The sequence below is a fragment of the Phormidesmis sp. 146-33 genome, assembly GCF_052939515.1.
Genome location: NZ_JBJPHU010000048.1, coordinates 18,012 through 38,596 on the forward strand (window position 1 = coordinate 18,012; position 20,585 = coordinate 38,596).

Genomic DNA, 20,585 nt, shown 5'->3' on the forward strand with positions numbered 1-20,585 from the left:
TCTTACAGGGGTTTGGAGATGATTACTGCGCTAACTGTGCTAGTGGCTTTAGGGATTTTGGGTTGGGGCTATTATCGGGCCAGACCCTTTGGCAAAATTGGCATTCTGGCTTGGTTGCAGTCGGCTGTGCTGATGGCTCCCTGGCTGCTGTTTTTTGGTTTGTTTTCGGTGGGCATCTACCTCAATTTGGCAGGTGTCTTGTTGTTATTTGTGATTTCTACTGGCTCTTATATTTTAATTGGACGACGGCTCCGGGCGGCAGGTCAGGAAGGCTTGACCAAGCGATCGTCTACTTTATCCAATGTTGAAACTGACAATCTTGAAACTCAGGCGATCGAGCCTCCCTCCCAGACGCTGACAACGCCTTCACCCGATAGCCTCGAAAAACCCGAGGAGATGCCCATTCCCTTAGAGGATCTCAAGACAATTCAAGGGATTTTTGGGATTGATACTTTTTTTGCAACTGAAACGATCCCTTATCAGAATGGGGCGATTTTTAGAGGTAATCTGCGAGGTGAAATTGAACCGACCTACGATCGCCTCTCCAAAAATCTGCACGACAAATTGGGCGATCGCTATCGGCTGTTTCTGGTCGAAAATCAGGATGGCAAGCCAGTTGTCGTCATCTTACCGAGCGCCAATGATCCCAAGCCTGCCACGCTGACCCAAAAGATTTTGGCAGGGGTTTTGTTGACGGGAACGATCGCAACCTGTTTAGAAACGTCTGGATTCCTACTGGGCTTTGATTTTTACACCGACTTGAGCCGATACCGGGAAGTGTTGCCGATCGCCAGTGGCATTCTCACGATTTTGGCGGCTCACGAGTTGGGTCACTGGTTTTTGGCACGACGGCATCAGGTTCGCCTGAGTTTTCCCTTGTTTATTCCAACCTGGCAAATTGGCTCCTTTGGGGCGATCACTCGATTTGAGTCTCTGCTGCCTAGCCGAAATGCGTTGTTTGATATCGCGTTTGCTGGCCCAGCCGCTGGTGGCATCGTTTCGTTAATTTTGCTGATCGGTGGCTTGCTGCTTTCTCATGAGGGCAGTTTGTTTAAGGTGCCGACTCAGTTTTTTGAGGGTTCGATTTTAGTAGGAACTTTGGCACGAGTTGTCTTGGGCAGTGCGCTTCAGCAGACCGTCATTGCTGTGCATCCCTTGGTCATTGTGGGGTGGATTGGGCTGCTCGTCACGGCGATCAATCTCATGCCTGCGGGTCAGCTTGATGGTGGCAGAATTGTCCAGGCGATCTACGGACGCAAAATTGCAGGCTGGACGACGATCGCGACCGTGATCCTGTTAGCTCTCACGTCTTTGGTGAATCCGCTAGCATTATATTGGGCGATCGTGATTTTGGTCTTGCAGCGCAATTTAGAACGCCCCAGCCTGAATGAATTGTTAGAACCCGATGACGCACGGGCGGCGTTAGGCTTGCTGGCTCTCTTTTTAATGGTTACGATTCTTTTACCCCTGACACCCAGTTTGGCAGGACGACTCGGAATTGGTGGGTGAGGTTGTTGAAATTTAAGTTATCAAGTGTGAAGCGTAAACGGTCAGTGATAAATTACACTTCATACTTTAGAGTTCCCGTTGAGTCACCTCCCTAAAACCATGTCTGAATTACCTCCCATTTTTCTCCTGTTTGATCTCACGGCGCTACTGGCTGGTCAAACCCGCGAGTGGCAAGAGTTTTCACGAGTTGGACGGTGTTTTGTACCCCAGGCAGTCTACGAAGAGATCCAGGCGCTAGGGCGAGTTGGGGTCGATCGCAATCAGGAGCAGACCGCTAGAGAATTTGTGCGTTTTTTTGGTGAGAGCGATTGGCAATTGACGGGCGTTGGAGCGACTCATTCCTCACTCCAACCCGTTGCTGGACAGATCTATAGCAGGCGGGCCCGACTTGCGCTCACGGTTGCAGAATGTGCTTATGGGCTGTCACGCAGTAGTCCTGGTCGGCTTGTGGCCCTGATTGGTAATGATCAACCGCTGTTACAGCGCATTCAAGGATTAAGCATCGCCAATCTCTGTGGAATTCCGCTGTCGGCACTGTTGATCTGGACTCGTAGCGGTCGTCGCCCGCCGATCGTGGCTCAACATTTGCAAGCCATGCGGTCTACAACAGTGACAGTTGGCATTATGCCTTCGTCTACTCGTGTGGCCACCGCGACCAAACCAACTCGTCCTGCTCGACCGCCGTCCCGCGCTGTTTCCAGAGTTTCTAGAGCAGAAAGTCTGCGTGCCATCCGTCCAGATTCTCACCATCCTACGGCGCTCTATCAAATCGTGTCAGGCTTATCAGCGCTGGTCGCAGCAATTTTAGTTATGGGAATTGTCTGGTACATCGTGCAGCCCAAAGCGTTTAATCAATTTATGCGCGATCGCAACCTACCCACTTTGCCGGAGATGTCCACCGTCGAAAATTAAGTTTTGCACTCGTCAACCTCACACTGGAACTTGCTATCCTCACCTCTGCGTCTGGGAGTGCAGTTCTTGTTATCCTGCTTTGCGATGCAACTTAACCGATCGACTAAATTTTTGTCTGTGATTGTTTTAGTGGCGGTCTTGTCTCTGGTGACGGGTGTGCCAATGGTGCAGCCTGTGTCTGCTGATCCCATCAACCTGCTCAAGCGAAGCAATCGCTCCTCAGCCCTGCCAAAGTTTATCGCGGATCAGGTGCGGCGCGATCTGTCTCGTCGGGTCAGAGTGCCACTCAAAAAATTGCGGATCAGAACCGCTGAAAAGCGCACTTGGCGAAATAGCTGCCTGGAGTTGGCAAGACCAGATGAACTGTGTGGTCAAGCTCTAGTTGAGGGGTGGCGCGTAGTTGTCGCTAGAAACCAGCAAACCTGGGTTTATCACACCGATCGCGAAGGACGAGTTTTGCGTGTAGCGGGAATCCAGGATCAATCGCCTCCAGCGTCGGTAGAAGATGCGGTGTTGAGAAATGCGGTGGCGCAATCAAATTCTCGCTCTGCGCTGCGGATCACCCAAGCTGAACAAAGAACCTGGAGCGATGGCTGTCTGGGACTGGCAGAGAAGGGAGTCTTTTGTACTCAGGCATTGGCTCCTGGTTGGCTCGTGGTGGTAGAAGCAACCGGACAGCGCTGGGTCTATCGCACCAATTTCTCAGGCTCGTTGGTGAAGCTTGACCAATCCGCCAGGGAGACTTTACTGAAGCCTGTTCAGATTCCGGTGAATGACCTGCCCAAATTACCGCAAAGCGTCATTTTTCGAGCGATCGCCAGTGGCGGCTTCGCGGGTCAAACGCAACAAACTGTTCTGCTTCAAGACGGTCGATTGATTCGCAGTCGCCTCAACCCCAATGGCACAGCTTCTTTGCTGCAAACCACTCAGATTTCTTCTCAGCAGATGCGTCAGTTTCAACAGGTCATGGCAGCGATCAAGGCGTACGATCGCCTCAGCTATCCCGCTACTCCAGGCTCCGCAGACATTATCACGGTTACACTTTCGACTCGCGCTGGTACGGTTCAATATTCTGATAGCATTCAGACTCACCTACCCCAGCCTCTTCAAACCGTGATTGCTGCCTGGGGACGGCTCGATCAAGCGGATTGAGCGTCAATTAGATCAGGTATACCAACTCGCTCGATCGGCTGTAAACACTTTTTGATCAACGTGAATTCGATGAATTTCTTCGCTTTGGTTGCAGATCTATGTTGTCCCCCAAATCCCCTACAGATGAAAATCTTTGGGTCGGAGATCTGGTCTTAAAGTCCCCTACTCGTGGGGAATTTAGGGGGCGTTTTGGAATCTGCAAGCAAAGCGAAGAATTCATCGAACTGACGTTAACGCACAGCTATGCGAAACGCACCGATTTTAAGATTTCAGGCTGGTGGCGCGATCGAGTTAGCTCAACACATCCTATAGATAACGATTTAATTTACGAGCCTCGCCCATCTCAAGCTTAATCTCGGCTCGAAGTCTGGATTTTCCCTTGTGAACTCAAAAGCTGCTTACACGCCAGCCACAGAAACGGTGGGATCGTTTTGCGGTAGCGGCCCCACAGCCGACGAGGTTCTTGAGCAAGACGATACAGCCACTCCAGACCTGATTCACGAATGAAATAGGGTGCCCGTTTGTGAATGCCTGCATAGATGGGAAAAACGCCCCCGACCCCGATCATCACCGCCTGAATCCTGCTTTTGTGCTGTCCCATCCAAAATTCTTGCTTGGGGCAACCCAGAGACACAAAGACGATTCCTGCCCCGCTCTCATGAATTTTTTGAATGACTGCCGCATCCTCAGCAGGGGTCAGCGGACGAAACGGTAAAGGCTCCATGCCTGCAATGGTGAGGTCAGGAAACTCTCGCTCAAAGCGGCTCCGCATGTTGTCCAAAATTTCTGGTTCGGAGCCAAGAAAAAAGACGCTGATGTTTTGAGAAGGAGCCAGATCGCAAAGCGACATCATGATATCCATCCCTGCCACTCGGTCTTGCGAATAGCGGCCCAACAGTCGCACCATCCACACGAGCGGCATCCCATCAGGTGTGACAATATCTGCATTGTAGAGAACTGAGGCCAGTGCAGGGTCCCAGGAGGCTTCTGTGAGCATGTGAACGTTGGCGACACAGACCACTTTACTGATTCGACTTTTGGCCCACTTGAGAATGACTGAAATCTGCTGGTCAAACGGCAGTGCAGTCACCGGAAAGCCAATTACGCTTTGAGCAGGAATGGAAGTTTCTAAGGTCATGATCGCATTCTTGAAACTGGAAATTTACTCTGAAAGTGATTTCAGGCACCAATCTATAGAAATTAAATTACCGGGCAGAGTAATTCTTGGGCGCTGTAGTTGTCAAGTCTACTTTGTTACTTAAAGCCTACTGGTTAAGCACTTTAGCGGGGGCGAGACTAAAGACAGATAAGCTTTTTGAGAAGCCTCCGTATGTTTATCAGTGAATATCCTTAATAGATAAAATACGGAGAACAAGCTGAGAAGTTAGTAGAAAATCTGTACCCTTTAAGGAGAAGATACCGTATTTTTACTCAGTGGAGCGTGAAGCTCAGATGAAATATGCCTACATAAATTCGACTTTGAGGTGAAGAAATTAGATTCCTCTAAACTTAAGCAAATTAAGCTGCCTGCCCCCAAACCTATCGCTATTTCTGTAAAAATTCAGTGAAGAAAACCTAATAGATGATGAAGATTACCTACTAGAAAATACGGAGTCGCTTGAATCCCTTCACAGCTTGAATTCAGAGCAATTTCTGATTCTTTTCTACTGCAACTAAAACGCGACTTTTTGTAGGTAACGTGAAGCGACCCCTTGCGGGTAACGTAAAACAGCGTGAATTCGGTGAAATCTTTCGCTACGATGATTAATCTGGGCAGCCCCCCTAAATCCCTCACTCGTAGGGGATTTGGAAGTGACTCGAATTGATAACCGAAGCGAACAATCTCATCAAATTTACCTCATCGAATTCACCTAGTTTCAAGGGTTTCTAGCTGAAATTGTTCTCAGAATGGGGACAAGCTTGACTCCAAATTCTGACTCAAAGCTGCTCTTTTTGTAGTCCAAACTCCACAGTTCTAAAGCACAATCTTCGCCAGGCTCAGTCGCTTGTAGCAGCAGCCGCATCTCTTGTAGGTCAGGAATATAGTCACACTGAATGTCAGCGATCGCCCCGATTTGTCTGCGGTCAAGGGCAACGGACAATCTCAGTAGTGGACTCAATTGTTCAACAATGCGACGATGTTTTTTGCTAGTGAGATTTCGGTAGCTGTCGTGACGTTTTTTGGGGCTGCTTTTGCGGTGATAGCGGGCTAGATTGGCGATCGTTTCAATCTCGATCTCGGTATAGCCCAGCAGTTCTGCGTGACGAATTAGGTAATAGGAATGCTTGTGGTGAGAGGCGTGACTGACATGGTGCCCGCAGTTGTGCAAAATCGCGGCCGCCCACAGCAGTTCTCGTGCATCGGTGTCCCAGGAATGCAACAGACCACGGGTTTGGTCAAACAAGTTGAGGGCAAATTGAGCGACGCGCTGACTGTGTTCTAGATTGACCTGATACTTTTGAGCATTTTTGAGAACGCTACGCTGACGGACAGAACTTTGATAGCGAAGCCGATCTTCGATCAAGCCGTGGGCCAGCATCCAGTCAACGACGACTCCTTCGCGCAGCGATCGTTCACAGATTTCTAACGCCTCCACCTTGAGCAAAGTCATCGCTTCGAGCAAAATCATTGCCCCCGCCAGAATGATCTCAGCGCGTCGATCGTTGAGTCCAGGAATTAAAAGGCGATCGGCATAGCTCAACTTTCGGAGGCGATTGACCCATTCACGCAGGTCTTTTTGAGTGATTTGACAGCCATTGAGTGGCGTGGGAACCGTGCCAAATTTTTCACGAGCATTCAGACTGACCAGAGTTTCGATCGTGCCCGACGTACCAATCATTCGCAGGGTGTCGCCTGGTTTGAGTTGAGTCTGCAACTCTTCGACGGGGCGCTCTAACATGCCGCGAATATAAGCCTGGAGATACTGAAACTCGGTGGGGCTAATGGGATCGGTGGTGATCAGTTCTGAAGTCAGGCGGACTGCTCCAATCTTAGTGCTACTGAGGGTTCGCGGTTCGTGCCCGTCACCCAAAATCAACTCAGTTGAGCCACCACCAATGTCAATGATCACATGGGGTTGGTCATTAAACTGCATCCCCGAAAGCACACCTAGATAGATTCTCCGAGCTTCTTCGACCCCTGAAATCAGATTGACCCACAGCCCCAAATCTGCCTCGATTTGCTGCAAAAATTCCTGTCCATTCGGGGCTTCTCGAACTGCACTAGTGGCGACAGCGATCGTCTGTTCGGCGTTGAGGCTTTTGGCAATTTCTTGACAGCGTTTTAGTACGTCCGTTGCCCGTGTCATCGCTTCTGGGGTGAGTCGTCCAGTTTGCTTGCAGCGATCGCCCAATCGCACTGTCGTCTTTTCTCGCGCAATGATTGTGAACGCGGGCAACCGGGGCTGAATGCGAACCACAACCATATGAATTGAATTTGTCCCCACATCTATTGCCGCTAGGATGCGGTCTCGATCGCTGGGCAGCGTAGGAATATTGACCAACGTTTCGGGAGGAGTATAGGTTGATTTAACCATGCGATGAAGCGGCTTGCGGGGCAGAATGGGACGATCGACAACAGAAACTTTGTAGCATTTTTAACGGGTTAGAAGATAGATGCGTAGCTGACAGTTAACGGGTTGCGGTCTACTTTCTATCTTGACGGAGGACGATTAGAAGAGGTTGCAGATCGAGGGTCAGGTTGATCTTAAGAGTTTCTCAGGTCGTTTTTACAACAATTCATCAGACAAAATCTCTCCAGGTAGAAATGCTTACCGTCCAAGTTTGCTAAAAAACTTTAGATTTGTAACATAATGAAATAATCTGAATAACTAGGCTCGTCAAGTGCCAAGGCATTTCCTAAACGGCCATAGATGATCTCTTTCGCACTCAACGCCCAAACTGAGATTAAACTGAGATGTCTCACGTTCCTTTACCTGGTGAGAACCACAATCCGTCTCAGGGAAATCGCCCGATTGCCCCTCTGCTGGACACGTCCGACCTGCTCGAAGTCTTGCTTGACGAAAAACAACAACTGCAAGATCAGGTGGATTCTCAGACCGAGTTTATCCACTTATTGCTGCACCAACTCGCCACCCCTCTGACTTCGCTGCAAGGATCTGTCCATTTGCTGGGTGAGCCGTCTTTGAATGATGACCAGTGTCAGGAGTTTTTAGATCTGATTCGTCAACAGGTCGAACATTTGCAAGAAATGCTGCAAAGCCTGGTTGCCTTGAGAAGGTTTGAAGCAGGGGGTTTGGTGTCTCAGCCGATCGCCTTCTCAATTAGCAGTCTGGCCCAAGAAGTGATGGGTCTATTTCATCATTCAGCCGCCTATGAGTTTCAGTCCGATTTGCCAGAGGTTTGGGGCGATCGCTGGCAGGTGTCTCAAGTGTTGATCAATCTTGTGTCTAATGCCATTAAGTATTCTCCTGCTCAGACTGCTGTTGTGATTGGGGCAAGTTTGCATTCAGAAGGATTGGTGGAAGTGTGGGTGCGCGATCGCGGGTTAGGGATTCCGACCGAGGCTCAACCTCAGTTGTTTCAGCGATTTTATCGAGTGCGACACCGCGATCGTGCCAACATTTCGGGCACCGGGTTGGGGCTTTCTCTCTGTAAGCTTTTGATCGAAAACCAGGGCGGTCAAATCGGTTTTGAATCCACCCACGGAGAAGGCAGTCGGTTTTTCTTTACCCTGCTCGTTGCACAATAGGTTTGGATGCTTTTGAACGCTGATTAGGCTCAATTCAGACTCTCTATGCTAACAACTCCCGAATCCATCTGGCTCAAGGTTCTTCGACTGTTGCGCTGGGACAAGCCAGAAGGACGTTTGATTTTGATGATTCCTGCGCTCTGGGCGGTGTTCCTATCTGCTAGAGGAACGCCTCCCTGGATTTTGGTGGCTGTGATTGTCTTAGGAACGCTGGCCACGAGTGCGGCAGGCTGTGTCGCCAATGATTTGTGGGATCGCAATATTGATCCCCAAGTTCAGAGAACTCGTAATCGTCCCCTTGCATCGCGATCGCTCTCGATCAAGGTTGGTGTCGTCGTCATGCTGGTCGGGCTGGTGTGCGCTTATGGACTGACGGCTTATCTAAATCGGCTGACTTTTTGGCTTTGTGTGGTGGCCGTTCCGGTCATCTTGCTGTATCCAGGCGCAAAACGAGTCTTTCCGGTGCCTCAGTTGGTGTTGTCGATCGCCTGGGGGTTTGCGGTTTTGATCAGTTGGAGTGCGGTGAGTTGTTCTGCCATTCCGGCCGCAACCCCTTGTCTGGGTCAAGAAACCTGGCTGCTTTGGGGCGCAACGGTTTTGTGGACGCTGGCTTTTGATACGGTTTATGCCCTGCCCGATCGCGAAGACGACCAGCGAATTGGCGTGAATTCAAGTGCGCTGTTTTTTGGCAAGTATGCTCCCCAGGCGATCGGCGCTTTCTACACGGCTACGATCGTGCTTCTGGCAAAGTTAGGAATGGTGATGCAGCTTGGCTGGGCGTTTTGGGTAACAGTAGGAGTGGCGGCGATCGGCTGGGCGTACCAGTACTACAAACTTTCTCAGGGCAAACTCCCCAACACGCTTCACGCGCTCAGACTGGATGTATTAGTGGGCTTCGTCTTACTGGCTGGCATGATTGCAGGCTCGTAGAAAATTTTTAGGTAGCTCGATTTCTTCTGCTCAAACGGTTCGTTTTTAGCCTGGTGTTTGTGGCTCTCCTGGACTTGTGGTGCAAAAGAGGGGGGTTGCTTTTAGCTTCCTCAAAAGATTGAGCTACAAGCTCTACGGGGCATAGGTTTCTTGACCAATCAGGTTAGCTTATGACCAGAACATCAGGAGAGCCGTTCAGGGAAGAAAATAGAATTCAGTACTTTTAGCTTAAAAAATCGGGCGTTGCTGAATCAGGGGATGAATCGCCTCCAATGCGAAGGGGAACCCAAGGTTCAAAGTCCCCCAGAGTGGGGGATTTAGGGGGCGAAAAGATGGACACTTCTCACAGATTCATCCCTCCAATCAGCAACGCCAAAAATCGTAAAGGCTTACACAAAAAAGAGATACAGCATTACTGCATCCCTATACTTAATTTGCGCTTTTGCAAATAGCTAAACGGTTGTAATGTCCTTTTCTTTTTGGGCTAAAACTTTCTCAGTTTCAGCAATGTATTTGTCGGTTAGCTTTTGAATGTTGTCCTGCAAATCTCTGGCTTCGTCTTCAGAAATCTCTTTGTCTTTTTCCTGTTTTTTCACCGTATCAATTCCATCGCGGCGAATGTTGCGGATCGAGACTTTGCCCTCTTCGGCGTATTTGGCGGCCAGCTTGACCAACTCTCTGCGGCGATCGCTCGTCAGCGGCGGAATATTTAGCCGAATCACCGAGCCATCATTGTTGGGCATCAACCCCAAATCAGACATCGAAATCGCTTTCTCAATAATCGACAGACTGGAGCGATCGTAGGGTTGAATCTGGATCGTACTCGAATCAGGCGTACTGACATTGGCTAAAGACTTGAGAGATGAAGGCACCCCGTAATATTCCACCGAAATTTTGTCCAGCAGACTGGTGCTAGCTCGACCTGTACGAATTGTATTAAAAGACCGCTGAACGGCTTCGATCGCCTTCTTCATATGGTCTTCGACTTCAGCAAACTTCACAAAAACCTCCGACAATCGTTCCGATAGGTTCTCCCATCACTGCCCGTTTGACGTTTCCGGGAACTGACATGTCAAAAACAACGATGGGGATATTGTTATCTTTACACAATGAGATGGCGGTACTGTCCATCACTTTCAAATCATGGGTCAAAACGTGAGAATAAGTCAGACTTTGAAAGCGTTTTGCGTCAGGATTGTGAGTCGGATCTGCGTCATACACGCCGTCTACTTTCGTCCCCTTAAACAGTACTTCTGCATTGATTTCGGCGGCTCTCAGAGCAGCAGTCGTATCGGTCGTAAAGAACGGATTGCCTGACCCCGCCCCAAACACAACTACCCGACCTTTCTCAAGATGACGCATCGCCCGACGACGAATGTAAGGTTCTGCGACTTCTTGCATGGCGATCGCAGTCTGCACTCGTGTCTGTACTCCCAATTGTTCTAGCGCGTCTTGCAGGGTCATTGCATTCATCACCGTGGCGATCATGCCAATATAGTCAGCGGTGGCCCGATCCATGCCTGCCGCAGCCCCTTTGACCCCTCGAAAAATATTGCCGCCGCCCACCACGATCGCCACCTGTACCCCATTGGCCACGATTTCTGACACCTCTTGGGCGATACCCGTGACAACAGCAGGGTCAATCCCGTAGGACAGGTCGCCCATCAGAGCTTCACCACTGATCTTCAGCAGAACCCGCCGATAAGTTATTCCCATGTGACGATGACTTGCTCTTATTCAATTGCTTTCACCCTAAGATAGCAGCAGATATAGCGTTTGGCTAAATTTCTGTAAGCTCAATATCAAACTGTTCACTCTACAGGCAGGTTAGCCGATCGCAGATGAGCCAAAGTCAGGTGGAATGTCCTGCCAGCGGCCCTGTCCTACTGCTCGAATCGCCTCCTTGAGGGACACGTCTCCGGTATAAATGGCGCGCCCGACGATCGCTCCGGTCACCCCTTGCGGTTCTAACGCCAACAAACTCAGCAAATCCGTTACCGAGCTAACTCCCCCCGACGCAATGACAGGAATCGCGACTACCGCAGCCAATTCTCGAAGCGCCGCCAGATTGGGCCCTTGTAGAGTTCCGTCTCGATGAATGTCGGTGTAGATAATGGCGGCGGCTCCCAACTGGGCCATTCGTTCTGCCAACTCAGTCGCCAACACTTCTGAAGTTTCTAGCCAGCCTTTGGTCGCTACTTTTCCATTTCGGGCATCGATGCCGACGATGATTTGCCCCGGAAATTCACCACACAGTTCAGCGACAAGCTTAGGATTCTCGACGGCAACGGTGCCTAAAATTGCCCACCGGACACCCGTCGCCAGTAAAGCCGCAACGCTGGAGCGATCGCGCAGTCCGCCCCCAACTTCGACAGGCACCGTTACGGCTTGAACGATCGCGGCGATCGCTTCCAAATTCACCGGGTTTCCTACCTTGGCTCCATCTAGATCCACCAAATGCAGCCGAGTTGCCCCCTCCTCAGCCCACTGCTGCGCTACCGCAACCGGGTCGTCATTGAACACTTCTGATTGGTTGTAGTCGCCCTGATACAGTCGAACACATTTACCGTTGAGCAGGTCGATCGCGGGAATCACTTCCATAGGTTTTTGACTGTAGGTTTTTGACTGTAGGAGCAAACCTCATTGTCGGTGAAGAGGTTACAGGTCGGTGAAGAGGTTACAGATTGAGTGACGGCTCAAGCACCCCGGACTCGATCGCAGAAGTTCCCCAATGACTCATTCCAATCCTAGAGCTTTGCTGATCAGAGGCAGTAGTTTTGTACAAGCTTCTGCAAGTTTGGCGGTGTCGGGGAGAAACGAAGCTGCGTTTTTGAGAAACGTAACGGCCTGAGTGCCCAGGCTTTTCTTCTCAGTCTGATCAGGATTTTGTGCCACTTCTGCCAGAGTTTTGACTTGTTCGAGGGCGGTTGCTTTGCCTTTGTTGGGGAGGTCAGGGTCAGACTCGATCGCGCTCTGCAACTGCTTGAGCAAGTCTGCGAGTTCGGCATGGCAAAAGGTGGAATGCGGGGGATTGATCGAATGGGTGCTGCCCATCTCACTAAGGTTAGAAGTGGGCGGTTGAGCGACAACCGTTAGCTTCAGTCCTAGTTGATTTAACCAGTCCGCTAAACTTTGGATGGCTTGACTTCCCGGTTGACTGAGTAAATCGTCGAGCTTTTGTTGATGGTCGGCTGCTTGCAGCAATGGGTGTGATCGACTCAGCGCCTCAGATACATTTAGCAGCGCTAGATGCAGTACGTCAGGTTCAGCGGTGGCTTCTTCAAGATGTGTCTCTAGATAGGTCGCTGCGTAGGTGCGATCGCTCAGGCGCGAGATCAAATAGTCCTGATAGCTATGACTCACGGGCGCTTTGACGTTGTTCATAATCTTCCCAGTATTCTTTTGCCTTGAGAATGTCACTGTTTTGGGTGCTTTTGTCGCCACCGCAGAGTAACAAGACGATCGTGGTTTCAATCTGATTGAAGTAGATGCGATACCCTGAGCCGTAGTCAATCCGCAACTCGTAGACACCGGAGCCGACAGAGCGATGATCGCCCAAATTGCCCAAACGCACGCGATCGAGTCTTTTGTTAATAATAGTTTGAGTTTTGATGTCTCGCAGCGCTTCTAGCCATTGTGTGAAGGGCACTTTGCCGCTGGCTGTTGTGTATAGCTGAATGTCTCTGAGTTGCGGTTCCATTCGTTGATCGCGGCACTCAGCCCAGTCCTAACGCTTTGCTGATCAGCGGTAACAGCTTACTACAGGCTTCGACGATCGTGGCGGTGCTAGGAAGGGCGGCGACTGTTCCTTTCAAAATTTTGACCGAAGTGGCGGCGAGTTTCTTGAGAGTGCTGTCTTGGGGGTTTTCTCCGGCTTTTGCCAGAGTGCCGATTTGCTCTAGGGCTTCGGTTTTGTCGGGGGGCGTGAGGTCAGGGTCGGATTCGATCGCGCGCTGTAACTGCTTGAGCAAGTCTGCGAGTTCGGCGGCTTGGGGGTGGGCGGATAGCTGGTTGAGGGTGTTGGTGAGGTTGCCGCTGATTTCACCGAGGTTGAAGGAGGAACCTGTGGCGTTGAGGTTGCCGCCGACGTTGAGGTTGCGGCTTTGGTCGCTGCTATTGCTCATAAGCTTGTTCTCGTTAATGATGCTGATTGGTCGATTTGCCAGTGAGCGAATGGCTCCTAACATATCTGTATTTTGCTGACGGTAGTAGGTAATGTCGCTGTCTTTGGCTTGCAGTTCTGCTTGATAGCGGGCTTCGATCGCTTTGAGAGCAAGTTCATATTGCTGGTTAAACTCACTGTGAATTTTTGGCTTATTGGCATTGTGCGGGACGCTGACTCGCACCACCACAACGCCATCGCCTTTATTCTCAATGCTCTGGATTTCTAGCGGGGTCTCTTCGTTTTCGACCTGCACTTGCTTAAAAGCAACGACAAAGGCTTTCCAGTCGATGCCGTTGCGGAAAATCAGATCGACGGTGTTCAGGACTTCTTGAAAGAGTTTGGTGAATTCACCGGGGGCAAAGTTGCCGCTACTGGGGCGGCGTTCTTGCTCGTTTCGCAACAAATACACATGTTGACAATCTACCTGCTCTAAGTTGGCATGACTGTCGATGTTCCAGGCTTCTAGACAAGCTCCGGTGAGGGTCGCCCCCCTGAAGTCGGCATTGAGAACAAGGCTTTCAGTCAGATTGGCGTTCCTCAGGTTGACATAGTGTAGGGTGGCGCAGGTCAAATCTGCCCAAGTCAGGTTTGCTTGTTCTAAGTTGACCCCATCCAGGTTTGCGGCTCGCAGGTTGGCATCAATGTATGATTTCTGGTAGCCGTTGCGAGTGATGAGCAAGTCGCGCACAGCCGGGTTTGTCAGAATGGAATTGCCAACTCTGGCGCGATCGAGTTGTTTGGCATCTTGCCAGCACACCCAGTCCAAAATAGTTTTGCGTTCTCGATGCTTCTTGCCGTGAGCGTCTTTTTCCCAGGTATTCGTAAAATTCGTGTTTTTGAGTATCGCTCTGGTAAAGTTTGCGGCGGTCAGATCTGCACCGCGAAAGGAAGTCCCGCCGATCGTCGAGAGGACGAGTGAGGTTTTCCAAATCAAAGCAAACTTGTCATTCCCCTTGAGGGTGTGCCATCCCATGTAACCCCCTAGGAGGGTTTGGGCAATCGCCCAGGCCGCAAATAAGGGCACGATCACGTCAAGAGGAACTTCTACAACATCGGGTGTACTGCCAAACTGTTTCCCGGCTAATGCCCCAGCCAGCATGGTCGCTCCGTAGAGGGGTGCAACAAGCAAGCCAATGGCTGCCCCTAGCTCAATGGTTGCCACGACTATCGAACCAGCCACCAAATCAGAACCCCCCAGAGACAACACAACTGGCAAGACGATCACAATTGTAAAAGGGATGATTTCACCGCCTGTCAGTGCTGAAAGCCCCATGAGCAGTAGGGAGATCGCCATCACGATCGCAATCACCACAAACCCCGCTTCTAAACCCTGATAAGCAATGACAGCGGAGACGAGGGCAAAGATAGCAATGGCAAGCCAGTTGAGTTCAAGGTTCGATCGCCAAAGGAACCATCCACCATGAATAAAAGAGAATGCAACCACAAAACTGATGATTAACCCTAAACAAAAGAGGATGGCAAATCCAAGCTTCCAGTTAGTGGGTAGCCCTGCGTTTGCTCCGACGAAACTTGCTTTTTTCAAAATGGCGTTGCTGAAGTCCGTTCCTCGAATGTCTGCCTCGCTAAAGTCGGCACCAGAGAGGTTTTGTCCTCTAAACGACTGCCCGCGCAACCTGGCACAGCGAAAATCTCGCTCTCCGGCGGCATAGCGTCTAAGGACTTCGCTGGCTTTCATGGGAAGGGAGGAGGGATGAGGGATGAATTTGGGCGAACTCATCAGGGTTTGATACAGCGATAGCACAAAAAATACGAAAAAGAGAACTCTTTACTGCAATTTTCGAGTTCAGAACATCCCGGTTCTAGTTTTGAGGTGCAAATTCCGAGTTCTGAGGTCGAGTGATCGAGTTCTGAAGTGGAAGTTCCGAGTTTTGAAGTGGAAGTTTCGAGTTCTGAGGTCGAGTGGTCGAGTTCTGAACTACAAGTTCCAAGTTCTGAGCTACAAGTTCCGAGTTCTGAGCTACAAGTTCCGAGTTTTGAGGTGGAACGATCGCGCTTCAAGCCTGATCGTTTGATTTCTAATCGCGATCGCTTCAGCACGAAACCGGATCTCGATTCAATTTTTGCGGCTCCGGGTCAAATGCCACATAAAAGTTGCCCTGCGCTGCCTTTCGCTTGAGAAATCGCACATGGTCATCTGCATCGATTTTGTGGCAGGTGCGCCCAATCACCCTGGGTAATTCTCCGGGAAAGTCAGCCACGATCAGATAGAGGCGATACACGTCCCTGAAAGTTGGTTGATTCATGATTCACTCTAAAAACTTCTTGAGCGTTACTGTATCACTCTACCTAAAACGCTGCAACTAGCAGCAAAAAGTAATGCAACGCTGCATAATGTATGAAACGCATTAAAGCGTACTGCCTACAGGAAGTTAATCTATGAATAGCCCCGTAGAAAGACAGAGTAAATTTGTGCCAGATCGACAGAGCGTAGATATTGAAGGACTTCGAGAGCGTCTTGTAAACGCTTACGCAGAAAACCATCTGTGGAAAAAGCTATCAATGGCCCAGAAATTGCGGCAGCTAATTGAGGAACGTCTGGACGAAATCGAAGCTGCAAAGAAGCGATCGCCGAATCCAAGCGACGAGTAAGCACGATACTCAAAGACTTCTCTAGAGCCGAACGCAACTCTCTATCAGAGTCAGATCCAAAATTGAGCGAGAAGGCTTGATACCAGAAGATTGAATGCCATAGAAAAAGGCCTCTGCGATCAAGTGCAGAGGCCCTAGTTTTATTCAATACCTGACTCAATTAGTCGAGGTTAGGCATTGCGAGTACGGGTTCCGACTCGCGATCGATTCCTTTCTCAAAGCCAGCGGCCGCTGCCCGAGCGCGACCTGCGTGCCAAAGGTGTCCAACCAGGAAGAAGAAGCCCATCACAAAGTGGAAGGCTGCCAGCCAGGCGCGAGGAGACACATAGTTAAAGGAGTTAATTTCTGTCGCCACACCTCCAACAGAGTTAATTGAACCCAGAGGAGCGTGAGTCATGTACTCAGCCGCACGGCGAGTCTGCCAGGGTTGAATGTCATTCTTGATCTTGTTCAAATCAAGTCCATTCGGCCCACGCAGAGGCTCCAACCAGGGGCCACGGAAATCCCAGAAGCGCATCGTTTCTCCACCAAAAATGATTTCGCCTGTCGGAGAACGCATCAGGTATTTACCCAAACCTGTCGGGCCTTGAGCAGAACCCACGTTCGCACCCAGTCTTTGGTCACGAATCAAGAAGGTCATGGCTTGAGCCTGAGACGCTTCAGGGCCGGTAGGGCCGTAGAATTCACTCGGATAAGCCGTGTTGTTGAACCAAACAAACGTCGAAGCAATAAAGCTCATCAAAGACAACGCACCGATACTGTAGGAGAGATAAGCCTCACCTGACCAGACAAAGGCGCGACGCGCCCAACCAAAAGGCTTGGTGAAGATGTGCCACAGTCCACCTGCGATGCAGATGAGTCCAACCCAAATGTGACCGCCGACAATATCTTCCAGGTTGTCAACGCTGACGATCCAGCCGTCGCCACCAAAGGGAGACTTCAGCAAGTAGCCGAAGATGATTGCAGGGTTGAGAGTCGGATTCGTGACCACACGAACGTCACCACCACCGGGTGCCCAGGTGTCATACAGACCACCAAAAGCCATCGCCTTAGCAACCAACAACAGCGCACCCACGCCCAAAAGGATCAGGTGGTAGCCAATGATGTTGGTCATTTGGTTTTTGTCTTTCCAGTCGTAGCCGAAGAAACTGGAGTATTCCTCCAAAGTTTCAGGGCCGCGAACTGCGTGGTAAATACCACCAAACCCAAGAACCGCAGAAGAGATCAGGTGCAGAACACCGACCACAAAGTAAGGAAAGATGTCAATGACTTCGCCGCCAGGGCCCACGCCCCAACCTTGAGAAGCCAAGTGAGGCAGAAGAATCAGACCTTGCTCGTACATCGGCTTTTCGGGGATGAAGTGAGCGACTTCAAACAAAGTCATTGCTCCAGCCCAGAAAACGATCAGACCAGCGTGGGCAACGTGAGCACCCAGCAACTTACCAGAGAGATTGATGAGGCGGGCATTTCCAGACCACCAGGCAAATCCTGAAGATTCCTGGTCGCGATTACCCGCAATGATTGAATTATTAGAGAGCGTTACCACGGGGCAGAACCTCTTCGGGGAATACAAATTTTTCGTGAGGCTGATCTTGAGTGGCCATCCAAGCGCGGATGCCCTCATTCAGCAGAATGTTCTTGGTGTAGAACGTCTCAAACTCTGGGTCTTCAGCCGCCCGTAGCTCCTGCGAGACGAAATCATACGCCCGCAAGTTCAACGCCAGACCGATGATGCCCACCGAGGCCATCCACAACCCCGTCACGGGCACAAACAGCATGAAGAAGTGCAACCAGCGTTTGTTGGAGAAGGCAATCCCAAAGATCTGTGACCAGAAGCGGTTTGCCGTCACCATTGAGTAGGTTTCTTCACTCTGCGTCGGGTTGAACGCCCGGAAGGTGTTGGCGTTTTCGCCATCTTCAAACAGCGTGTTCTCCACGGTTGCGCCGTGAATCGCACAGAGCAACGCACCACCCAGGATGCCCGCCACGCCCATCATGTGGAACGGATTCAACGTGAAGTTGTGGAAGCCCTGGATGAACAGAATAAAGCGGAAGATGCCCGCTACCCCAAAGCTGGGGGCGAAGAACCAACTCGATTGCCCCAACGGGTACATCAAAAACACCGACACAAACACGGCGATCGGTCCTGTGAAGGCGATCGCGTTGTAGGGTCGGATGCCCACCAGTCGGGCAATCTCTAGCTGACGCAAGCAGAAGCCAATCAGTCCGAAGGCTCCGTGCAGCGCCACGAATGACCACAGTCCGCCGATTTGGAACCAGCGGGTCAGGTCACCTTGAGCTTCGGGTCCCCACAAAAGCAGTAGGGAGTGTCCCAAGCTGTCAGCAGGGGTTGAGACGGCAACGGTCAGAAAGTTGCAGCCTTCGAGGTACGAGGACGCGAGTCCGTGGGTGTACCAGGAGGTGACGAAGGTGGTGCCGGTCATCCAGCCCCCAACCGCCATGAAGGCGCAGGGGAACAACAGAAGACCAGACCAGCCGATGAAGACGAAGCGGTCGCGCTTCAACCAGTCGTCCAGGGCATCAAAAATGCCTCTGCTCGGTTGTTGCGCGCGTCCAACTGCAATGGTCATGAATTAAACCCTCGTAGTCTTTACTAAAATGCGAGTTTTCTAGAGTGAACGCGTTTATATGTCTACATATAATAAGAGAAATCAGAAATTTTACAAAGCGAAACGTCAAATCTCAGCAAACTTTTTATCAAATTTTCTGAAAACATCAGAAATACCAATGGTTTCAGCAGTTCAAGAAAATTCATGCCTTCCTGAGACGAAATGACTATTTGAGTATTTTTGCTCAGGGTTAATTGTCATAAAGCTTTGTTTCTCTTAACGATTTAACATGTGCTGTCGATCGCGATTCTTTTGCCGAGGTGAATGTGGAGCGTAATATACTGGTTTAGAGGTTGCTCTAGAATTGCCAACTTTTTAGACCACTGTTTCTCAGCTTTGCATCTCGATCTGTTGTAAAGCTTATCAGTCAACGGCTGCAACTCTGATTTTGTCATCTCTTCTTCAGGTAATGAATGTCCTATGACTGCACAGACAACTCCTACTAACCTGATTTTACGCAAAGAGATTTTGGGTTCTCGACGATTTAGCAATTACTGGTGGGCGACGGTTATTTCGCTCGGTGCGACCGGATTTCTCCTAGCAGGAATTTCTAGCTATTTAAAAATTAACCTTCTGCCCTTTGCCGACCCAACGACGCTGATCTTTGTGCCGCAGGGTTTGGCGATGGGCTTGTATGGAGCGGCTGGCACGCTACTGGCAATTTACCTGTGGCTGTCCGTGATTTGGAATCTGGGAGGCGGCTACAACGAATTCAACAAGCAGACGGGTGATGTAAAGATCTTTCGCTGGGGATTTCCGGGGAAGAATCGCGAAATTGAGTTGAACTTTAAGGCATCGGATGTGCAGGCTGTAAAAGCCACTCTGAGAGAAGGGATCAGCCCCAAGCGATCGCTTTATTTGCGGGTTAAAGGAATGCGTGATATCCCATTGACGCGAGTAGGTGAACCTCTGCCCCTCTCAGAATTAGAAAATCAGGCGGCGGAACTGGCTCGATTTTTGGGTGTGCCGCTAGAAGGACTGTAGCTCTACATGCCTAACCCTCAAACTTACTTTTACAATGATCTGGGCTAATTCCTGGTTGCAACTGGGCCTTTTTGCTTAGTATGTTGAGGTGACTTTGTTGGAAGGGTAACTAAAAATGCAGACAAAAATCCGAAATTGGCTATTATCCACGTTGGCGGTTGCCATCTTCGCGATCGCTGGATGCGGCTCACAAGCAAATTCTTCGGCTCCGACCGCCCCGCCAACTGCTTCCCCTTCGGCAGCTTCTCCGATCCCAAGCGTTCAGGCAACTTCGCAAGCGGCAGGCGTGCCCAGGCTAGACGGGAAGGCGACAGTCGTAATGACGGTGAAAGGGTCGCCCATTACAATCGAGGTCGATGGGACTGATGCCCCTGTCACGGCTGGCAATTTTGTGGATCTGGTCGATCGCAAGGTTTACGATGGTTTAGTCTTCCATCGAGTCGTGCGAGAACCTCAGCCATTTGTGGTGCAGGGTGGCGATCCCCAAGGCAAAAATCCTAATTTTCCTTTAGAGCAGTTAGGGACGGGCGGGTTTACTGATCCAGCAACGGGACAGGCTCGTAATATTCCCTTAGAAATCAAGCCTGAGAAGACAAGTGATGCGATCGTCTACAGCAAGATTCTCGATTCTGGCGCACCCAAGCTCAAACACACTCGTGGCGCGGTGGCAATGGCACGATCAGCGTTTCCCGATTCAGCGTCTTCTCAGTTTTACTTTGCCCTGTCTGATCTGCAATTTTTGGATGGCAGCTATGCAGTCTTTGGCTATGTGACGCAGGGAATGGAAGTGGTGGATAAGATTCAACAGGGCGATCGCATTGAGTCTGCCAAAGTCACCCAGGGATTAGACAAGCTCAAGAAGGGTTAGGAATCTCATAGCGGCTTCAGGTTTGCATCAAGGCAGACTGTCCTAAACTTGCGAGGCTCTGTAAGTAGATCCCCGATTTCTCAAAGAAGTTGGGGATTCTGTTGTAGCGAGTTT

Annotated in this window: 19 protein-coding genes; 8 read left to right on the top strand and 11 right to left on the bottom strand. The window is 50.4% G+C overall.

Going from position 1 to position 20,585, the window contains the following annotated elements:
• Positions 1 to 18 precede the first annotated feature (18 nt).
• The 3 genes from ACJ2PR_RS19130 (at position 19) to ACJ2PR_RS19140 (ending at position 3,573) form a co-directional block, all read left to right on the top strand.
• On the top strand, positions 19 to 1,509 hold the full coding sequence (locus ACJ2PR_RS19130; protein ID WP_446878142.1) for a site-2 protease family protein: 1,491 nt from the start codon (positions 19 to 21) through the stop codon (positions 1,507 to 1,509).
• Positions 1,510 to 1,608: 99 nt separating this feature from the next.
• Complete coding sequence (locus ACJ2PR_RS19135; RefSeq protein WP_446878143.1) at positions 1,609 to 2,421, top strand: PIN domain-containing protein; 813 nt, start codon at positions 1,609 to 1,611, stop codon at positions 2,419 to 2,421.
• A gap of 84 nt (positions 2,422 to 2,505) precedes the next feature.
• Positions 2,506 to 3,573 carry a hypothetical protein gene (locus tag ACJ2PR_RS19140; RefSeq protein WP_446878144.1) on the top strand — a complete coding sequence of 356 codons (1,068 nt, stop codon included), beginning with the start codon at positions 2,506 to 2,508 and terminating at the stop codon, positions 3,571 to 3,573.
• A 349-nt stretch (positions 3,574 to 3,922) separates the two neighbouring features.
• Here ACJ2PR_RS19140 and ACJ2PR_RS19145 read toward each other — a convergent pair whose 3' ends face one another.
• Positions 3,923 to 4,711 carry a WecB/TagA/CpsF family glycosyltransferase gene (locus ACJ2PR_RS19145; RefSeq protein WP_446861930.1) on the bottom strand — a complete coding sequence of 263 codons (789 nt, stop codon included), beginning with the start codon at positions 4,709 to 4,711 and terminating at the stop codon, positions 3,923 to 3,925.
• A 739-nt stretch (positions 4,712 to 5,450) separates the two neighbouring features.
• Complete coding sequence (locus tag ACJ2PR_RS19150; RefSeq protein ID WP_446878145.1) at positions 5,451 to 7,109, bottom strand: Ppx/GppA phosphatase family protein; 1,659 nt, start codon at positions 7,107 to 7,109, stop codon at positions 5,451 to 5,453.
• A 380-nt stretch (positions 7,110 to 7,489) separates the two neighbouring features.
• Here ACJ2PR_RS19150 and ACJ2PR_RS19155 point away from each other — a divergent pair, with 380 nt between their 5' ends.
• Entirely contained in the window at positions 7,490 to 8,284 is a 795-nt protein-coding gene (locus ACJ2PR_RS19155) for a sensor histidine kinase (protein ID WP_446878146.1), read from the top strand.
• A 45-nt stretch (positions 8,285 to 8,329) separates the two neighbouring features.
• Positions 8,330 to 9,214 (top strand): 4-hydroxybenzoate solanesyltransferase, encoded by an 885-nt coding sequence (locus ACJ2PR_RS19160; RefSeq protein WP_446861933.1) that lies wholly within the window; start codon positions 8,330 to 8,332, stop codon positions 9,212 to 9,214.
• Positions 9,215 to 9,666: 452 nt separating this feature from the next.
• Here ACJ2PR_RS19160 and frr read toward each other — a convergent pair whose 3' ends face one another.
• The 7 genes from frr to ACJ2PR_RS19195 form a co-directional block, all read right to left on the bottom strand.
• Positions 9,667 to 10,215 (bottom strand): ribosome recycling factor, encoded by a 549-nt coding sequence (gene frr, locus ACJ2PR_RS19165; protein WP_446878147.1) that lies wholly within the window; start codon positions 10,213 to 10,215, stop codon positions 9,667 to 9,669.
• Positions 10,202 to 10,930, bottom strand: coding sequence for a UMP kinase (gene pyrH / locus ACJ2PR_RS19170; protein WP_446861935.1), 729 nt, complete (start codon positions 10,928 to 10,930; stop codon positions 10,202 to 10,204). The genes frr and pyrH overlap by 14 nt, the downstream gene beginning before the upstream one ends.
• Positions 10,931 to 11,041: 111 nt before the next feature.
• Positions 11,042 to 11,815, bottom strand: a complete 774-nt coding sequence (gene hisA / locus ACJ2PR_RS19175; RefSeq protein ID WP_446878148.1) for a 1-(5-phosphoribosyl)-5-[(5-phosphoribosylamino)methylideneamino]imidazole-4-carboxamide isomerase — start codon at positions 11,813 to 11,815, stop codon at positions 11,042 to 11,044.
• Positions 11,816 to 11,950: 135 nt separating this feature from the next.
• Positions 11,951 to 12,598, bottom strand: coding sequence for a hypothetical protein (locus ACJ2PR_RS19180; protein ID WP_446878149.1), 648 nt, complete (start codon positions 12,596 to 12,598; stop codon positions 11,951 to 11,953).
• The gene (locus tag ACJ2PR_RS19185; RefSeq protein WP_446869331.1) at positions 12,567 to 12,914 is read right to left on the bottom strand and encodes a type II toxin-antitoxin system RelE/ParE family toxin; all 348 of its coding nucleotides are present in this window, start codon (positions 12,912 to 12,914) and stop codon (positions 12,567 to 12,569) included. The genes ACJ2PR_RS19180 and ACJ2PR_RS19185 overlap by 32 nt, the downstream gene beginning before the upstream one ends.
• Positions 12,915 to 12,930: 16 nt before the next feature.
• The gene (locus tag ACJ2PR_RS19190; RefSeq protein WP_446878150.1) at positions 12,931 to 15,117 is read right to left on the bottom strand and encodes a pentapeptide repeat-containing protein; all 2,187 of its coding nucleotides are present in this window, start codon (positions 15,115 to 15,117) and stop codon (positions 12,931 to 12,933) included.
• Between the two features lie 313 nt (positions 15,118 to 15,430).
• Positions 15,431 to 15,643, bottom strand: a complete 213-nt coding sequence (locus ACJ2PR_RS19195; RefSeq protein WP_446878151.1) for a hypothetical protein — start codon at positions 15,641 to 15,643, stop codon at positions 15,431 to 15,433.
• A 133-nt stretch (positions 15,644 to 15,776) separates the two neighbouring features.
• Here ACJ2PR_RS19195 and ACJ2PR_RS19200 point away from each other — a divergent pair, with 133 nt between their 5' ends.
• A complete protein-coding gene (locus ACJ2PR_RS19200; protein WP_446878152.1) occupies positions 15,777 to 15,989 on the top strand; it encodes a hypothetical protein in 213 nt (70 codons plus the stop codon).
• Between the two features lie 160 nt (positions 15,990 to 16,149).
• On the opposite strand, the gene psbC is transcribed toward ACJ2PR_RS19200, so the two are convergent.
• Together psbC and psbD are read right to left on the bottom strand one after the other, a co-directional pair.
• Positions 16,150 to 17,535: a photosystem II reaction center protein CP43 gene (psbC, locus tag ACJ2PR_RS19205; RefSeq protein ID WP_446861942.1), complete on the bottom strand. Its 1,386-nt coding sequence runs from the start codon at positions 17,533 to 17,535 to the stop codon at positions 16,150 to 16,152.
• Positions 17,519 to 18,580, bottom strand: a complete 1,062-nt coding sequence (gene psbD / locus ACJ2PR_RS19210) for a photosystem II D2 protein (photosystem q(a) protein) (RefSeq protein ID WP_446861943.1) — start codon at positions 18,578 to 18,580, stop codon at positions 17,519 to 17,521. Before psbD ends, psbC begins: the two co-directional genes overlap by 17 nt.
• 459 nt (positions 18,581 to 19,039) lie before the next feature.
• Between psbD and ACJ2PR_RS19215 the strand changes: the two genes are divergently transcribed.
• A complete protein-coding gene (locus ACJ2PR_RS19215; protein WP_446869327.1) occupies positions 19,040 to 19,603 on the top strand; it encodes a photosystem I assembly protein Ycf4 in 564 nt (187 codons plus the stop codon).
• A 115-nt stretch (positions 19,604 to 19,718) separates the two neighbouring features.
• Complete coding sequence (locus ACJ2PR_RS19220) at positions 19,719 to 20,471, top strand: peptidylprolyl isomerase (RefSeq protein WP_446861945.1); 753 nt, start codon at positions 19,719 to 19,721, stop codon at positions 20,469 to 20,471.
• The last annotated feature ends 114 nt before the right edge of the window (positions 20,472 to 20,585 follow it).

Excerpts from the sequence above, each read along its gene's own strand:
- ACJ2PR_RS19130 (WP_446878142.1), top strand. The coding sequence starts at position 19 with ATGATTACTGCGCTAACTGTGCTAGTGGCTTTAGGGATTTTGGGTTGG.
- ACJ2PR_RS19135 (WP_446878143.1), top strand. The coding sequence starts at position 1,609 with ATGTCTGAATTACCTCCCATTTTTCTCCTGTTTGATCTCACGGCGCTA.
- ACJ2PR_RS19140 (WP_446878144.1), top strand. The coding sequence starts at position 2,506 with ATGCAACTTAACCGATCGACTAAATTTTTGTCTGTGATTGTTTTAGTG.
- ACJ2PR_RS19145 (WP_446861930.1), bottom strand. The coding sequence starts at position 4,711 with ATGACCTTAGAAACTTCCATTCCTGCTCAAAGCGTAATTGGCTTTCCG.
- ACJ2PR_RS19150 (WP_446878145.1), bottom strand. The coding sequence starts at position 7,109 with ATGGTTAAATCAACCTATACTCCTCCCGAAACGTTGGTCAATATTCCT.
- ACJ2PR_RS19155 (WP_446878146.1), top strand. The coding sequence starts at position 7,490 with ATGTCTCACGTTCCTTTACCTGGTGAGAACCACAATCCGTCTCAGGGA.
- ACJ2PR_RS19160 (WP_446861933.1), top strand. The coding sequence starts at position 8,330 with ATGCTAACAACTCCCGAATCCATCTGGCTCAAGGTTCTTCGACTGTTG.
- pyrH (WP_446861935.1), bottom strand. The coding sequence starts at position 10,930 with ATGGGAATAACTTATCGGCGGGTTCTGCTGAAGATCAGTGGTGAAGCT.
- hisA (WP_446878148.1), bottom strand. The coding sequence starts at position 11,815 with ATGGAAGTGATTCCCGCGATCGACCTGCTCAACGGTAAATGTGTTCGA.
- ACJ2PR_RS19180 (WP_446878149.1), bottom strand. The coding sequence starts at position 12,598 with ATGAACAACGTCAAAGCGCCCGTGAGTCATAGCTATCAGGACTATTTG.
- ACJ2PR_RS19185 (WP_446869331.1), bottom strand. The coding sequence starts at position 12,914 with ATGGAACCGCAACTCAGAGACATTCAGCTATACACAACAGCCAGCGGC.
- ACJ2PR_RS19190 (WP_446878150.1), bottom strand. The coding sequence starts at position 15,117 with ATGAGTTCGCCCAAATTCATCCCTCATCCCTCCTCCCTTCCCATGAAA.
- ACJ2PR_RS19195 (WP_446878151.1), bottom strand. The coding sequence starts at position 15,643 with ATGAATCAACCAACTTTCAGGGACGTGTATCGCCTCTATCTGATCGTG.
- ACJ2PR_RS19200 (WP_446878152.1), top strand. The coding sequence starts at position 15,777 with ATGAATAGCCCCGTAGAAAGACAGAGTAAATTTGTGCCAGATCGACAG.
- psbD (WP_446861943.1), bottom strand. The coding sequence starts at position 18,580 with ATGACCATTGCAGTTGGACGCGCGCAACAACCGAGCAGAGGCATTTTT.
- ACJ2PR_RS19215 (WP_446869327.1), top strand. The coding sequence starts at position 19,040 with ATGACTGCACAGACAACTCCTACTAACCTGATTTTACGCAAAGAGATT.
- ACJ2PR_RS19220 (WP_446861945.1), top strand. The coding sequence starts at position 19,719 with ATGCAGACAAAAATCCGAAATTGGCTATTATCCACGTTGGCGGTTGCC.